The 3136-nt window shown below is 48.6% G+C and carries 4 protein-coding genes; 2 read left to right on the top strand and 2 right to left on the bottom strand.

The genetic code is table 11. The features are described 5' to 3' along the window. Both ACOJS8_RS13010 and ACOJS8_RS13005 read right to left on the bottom strand, forming a co-directional pair. Positions 1-1830: carboxypeptidase-like regulatory domain-containing protein (locus ACOJS8_RS13010; RefSeq protein ID WP_420148972.1), on the bottom strand; the 1830-nt coding region annotated here is incomplete at its 3' end. A gap of 36 nt (positions 1831-1866) precedes the next feature. After that, positions 1867-2166 (bottom strand): putative quinol monooxygenase, encoded by a 300-nt coding sequence (locus tag ACOJS8_RS13005; RefSeq protein ID WP_420148971.1) that lies wholly within the window; start codon positions 2164-2166, stop codon positions 1867-1869. Between the two features lie 135 nt (positions 2167-2301). Between ACOJS8_RS13005 and ACOJS8_RS13000 the strand changes: the two genes are divergently transcribed. Both ACOJS8_RS13000 and ACOJS8_RS12995 read left to right on the top strand, forming a co-directional pair. Further along, on the top strand, positions 2302-2697 hold the full coding sequence (locus ACOJS8_RS13000) for a GxxExxY protein (RefSeq protein ID WP_420148970.1): 396 nt from the start codon (positions 2302-2304) through the stop codon (positions 2695-2697). Between the two features lie 96 nt (positions 2698-2793). Next, the coding region (locus ACOJS8_RS12995) for an aldo/keto reductase (protein ID WP_420148969.1) at positions 2794-3136 on the top strand (343 nt) is incomplete at its 3' end.

Here is a 3136-nt window from a genome sequence, read left to right as displayed (position 1 = left end):
GATTTCAGCATAATACGTTCGGCCATCCTGGGGTGTCAGCGTTACGCTGCCCATTCCCAGAAAATTGGTCGTAAACGGACAGACTACCGTGCCTGCATGATCAACGATACGCCCTGATGCCGACAACCCGTGTCCGTCGGAACCAACGATTTTGATGCCTAATCGCGCTGGCAATCCGGCTACCCAGCGGCCACCTTCGGGCAGCAGCTGAATGTCTGCCAGTTTTTGGGTTGTATCTGTTTTACTGACTGCTGGAGGCTGAAGAATGTTATAAACCGAAATGGAGCGTTCGAAAGCAGGACGTTTCTGACCGTCGTCTTCATCCGTATAGGCACGTAACTGATACGTACCGGAAGCAAGCGAATCTGACAATCGAAAATTACCCACCGCCCGACCATCTTCAACACGTAACCACTGATGCTGTACGAGCTTGCCCGACGTTGTCACTACGTCGACATGAATAGCGGTTTCGCCGAGTGGACGCCGGTTTGTGTTGGCATCGAGCAAATAAGCGCTTAGCCAAAGTCGATCACCGGTTGCGTAAAAGGGTTTGTCGGTGTGTAGAAATAAAACGGGGGCGAGTGCCTGAAATTTATCTTTGAACGCGCTGGCAATTCGGCCTAGACGAGCATCGGCGGGAAGAAATTTACCTTGTGTGGCAATGGGTGACGTAGTGGTAGCGTCGGCATCAGTCGGGTTGGGGCTCCAATCGGCCGGAAGCAGCCTCGACAGTCGGTCGTCGGCCAGCGACCCCTGAATTTCCATCCCTTCGGCCATCGTAATCGTCCCATCGACCGTAAACTGAAGATGACCGACAGGCAGGGTAATTTGCGAATAGGCGTAACGGGCATCCAGATAAGGCGAGTAATTCGACGTAGCGTTTGTATAAAAAACGACCAGCGGTTTGCTGGAAACCAGCCGTCGTTCGATGGGAAGCCGTCCAGGCTGAATTAGTGTACGGATATGTAACGGTTGTAGTCGGCGGTTAACGGAGCCAGCCAACGTAGCGCGCATCGACCGATCCCGATCAATTGCGATGGCTATATTCTCCTGATACACCAGAAAACCAGCCTGTTCGTACGTACTGTCGACCAGCGTAGCCATCAGGTGCCGGGTAGAGCCTTTATAGGCAATCATGCGATTTCGGCGGAATCGACTGGCCTGTTTTTCGTTGGCTGGCTTTAGTTCTTCAAAACGGGTATTCCCGGCGTAGTAAACTTTCTGGTGCGTGGCGTCGAAATGCAGCATGTCGTACCAGAGCTTGTAGCCGAGTGCCTGATTTTCAATAAGAATAGGTTCGGTGGCGGTTGCCTTCAAGTGGCCGTTTTCCTCCTGAAAATTGATAACATCCTCGTTCAGAATCTGGCACTGTCCGGCAAACGGTTCGCCCAGTAGTTGTCGTTTAAACTCACGCATGTGTTGCTGCCATTTCTTCGGATTTCCCCGAACGGTAACAGCCGCCAGTGTCTGATCGCTTGGTTTTAGCCGGAAATTGGCCGTTTTTGACGCAGGGGTATCGAACCGGAGAATTTTTTTGTCGGGTTGATAACCGACGAACGAAGCCACGATTTCGGACGTACCAAGCGGAATAGAATTGAGTACGAAAGCGCCTTTTTCGTTGGTAAGTGTACCCTGGGTGCTTCCGTTGATGTAGACGTTCGCAAACGGCATCGGCTTGCCCGTGGAGGCATCCGTTACGTATCCCGACAACGTAGGTGATCCGGACTGAGCAACTACTGAAGTCACTCTTCCGGCCAGCAGGAACGCCGTTAGCCACAGGATGAAAATCGGGCGATACATCGGTTGTTGATGATGTAAGTTGGGATGCATCAAAAAGGCTTTGCAGGAGTAGTTTTACTCACTAGGTCAGCGTGTTACGTCCTCCAGTTTTTCGCCTGAGAACGCTACGGCCCGCTCGGCAAACAGGGCTTTTGTGGCGGCCCAGGTTGTGCGGAACAAGTCGCTTTGTCGATACGCTTCGAGAGCTTGGGTGGACTCCCACAAACTGTAGGTCATACGAATGGTTGGCTGGTCCGGATCACGTAGCAGTTCGAGGTGGTGGTTGCCTGGAAACGCCCGAATTTGGTATTTGGAGTTATCGAAAATGCGTTGGAAGTCGTCAAGTTTATCTTCCTGAAAGGTCATGCGAACGATACGTACGAGCATAGGTTTTAATTGAACACTGAGCCACAGAGAACACAGAGAAATAAATATCGTTACTATTTATGATTTGGTGACTTTTGTCTTTTGTGATTTTCTTTGTCTTCTCTGTGGCTCAGTGTTCAACTAACGGATGCAATAATGAATGAATTGGTATACAATAGATTAAGTAGTAAAATTATCAGTGCCTGTATTGAAGTTCATCGGGAACTTGGCCCAGGACTTTTGGAGAGTGTATATGAAGAATGTCTTATCCATGAACTACGTAGTATGGGGCTATATGTAGAACGGCAGGTCGAAATCCCGGTTATCTATAAAGGCAGAGAAACCACTAAAACATTTTTTATGGATTTGCTGGTTGAAGATATAATCGTGCTGGAATTGAAAGCGGTAGAAAACCTTCTGCCGATTCATGAAGTGCAGACCGTTACGTATCTGCGGTTAGCCGATAAAAAACTTGGATTGCTTATTAACTTTAATGTGCCACAAATGCGACAAGGTATCCGCCGGAAAATTAATGGCAACCTTAATGGGTAAAATTTGATTAAACACAGAGCCACAGAGAACACAAAGAAAAATTAAAAAAACTCCGTGCTCTCTGTGGCTCTGTGTTTAATCAAAAATTCAAAAATCATGAACTATCGTACATTCGGCCGGACAGGTTGGCAGGTCTCTGAAATTGGTTATGGTATGTGGGGCCTCGCAGGCTGGACCGGTTCCGACAAACTGGAAGTTCTCCGGGCACTGCAACGCTCCGTAGAATTAGGCTGTAATTTTTTCGATACAGCCTGGGCGTACGGTGATGGCGTCAGCGAAGAAATTCTGAATCAGCTGTTGAAAAACAATGCTGATAAAAAACTGTACGCGGCCACCAAAATTCCCCCTAAAAACCGAAAATGGCCCTCGAAGCCTGGTTTTAAGCTGGAAGACGTTTTTCCGGCAGATTACATCATTGAATACACGGAAAAGAGTTTAA

Source organism: Spirosoma sp., from assembly GCF_048594605.1.
Classification (GTDB): Bacteria; Bacteroidota; Bacteroidia; order Cytophagales; family Spirosomataceae; genus Spirosoma.
Note: the sequence above shows the minus strand (reverse complement) of the source record. Positions and strands in the feature narration are given on the sequence as shown.